Raw genomic sequence first — 519 nt, forward strand, 5'->3', positions numbered from 1 at the left:
CACATGCTTTTGTCACTAGGACTGGTTATTTAAACTCTTACCATACGAGTTATCCAACACACCCAAACATGAATATGTTCGGCCTAAATTAGGATTATCTGCGTCGAATTAATGATTTGGTGGAGCTAGGCGGGATCGAACCGCCGACCTCTTGCATGCCATGCAAGCGCTCTCCCAGCTGAGCTATAGCCCCAAACCTGATACTGAAATCTCAGTAAAGTGGCGTCCCCTAGGGGATTCGAACCCCTGTTACCGCCGTGAAAGGGCGGTGTCCTAGGCCTCTAGACGAAGGGGACAAAAATTTGCATTTCGAAGCATTGCTTCGATGAATTTTTGTAAGTGCGACTGCCGAGCCAAGGAGGCTGAGCGGCCTAATTACAAAAACACATGCTTTTGTCACTAGGACTGGTTATTTAGACTCTTACCATGCGAGTTAAGTGGCGTCCCCTAGGGGATTCGAACCCCTGTTACCGCCGTGAAAGGGCGGTGTCCTAGGCCTCTAGACGAAGGGGACAAAAA

3 tRNA genes are annotated in these 519 nt (G+C 49.1%); all 3 read right to left on the bottom strand.

Annotated elements, in window-relative coordinates:
* Window positions 1–117: 117 nt before the first annotated feature.
* The 3 genes from C2M29_RS14010 to C2M29_RS14020 all read right to left on the bottom strand — a co-directional run bounded on the left by C2M29_RS14010 (window position 118) and on the right by C2M29_RS14020 (window position 514).
* Window positions 118–193: transfer RNA gene (locus C2M29_RS14010), tRNA-Ala, on the bottom strand.
* A 27-nt stretch (window positions 194–220) separates the two neighbouring features.
* Window positions 221–296 (bottom strand) — tRNA-Glu (locus tag C2M29_RS14015).
* Window positions 297–438: 142 nt separating this feature from the next.
* A tRNA-Glu gene (locus C2M29_RS14020) sits at window positions 439–514 on the bottom strand.
* Between the last annotated feature and the right edge of the window lie 5 nt (window positions 515–519).

The sequence above is a fragment of the Pseudoalteromonas sp. T1lg48 genome (assembly GCF_002964785.1).
GTDB lineage: Bacteria > Pseudomonadota > Gammaproteobacteria > Enterobacterales > Alteromonadaceae > Pseudoalteromonas.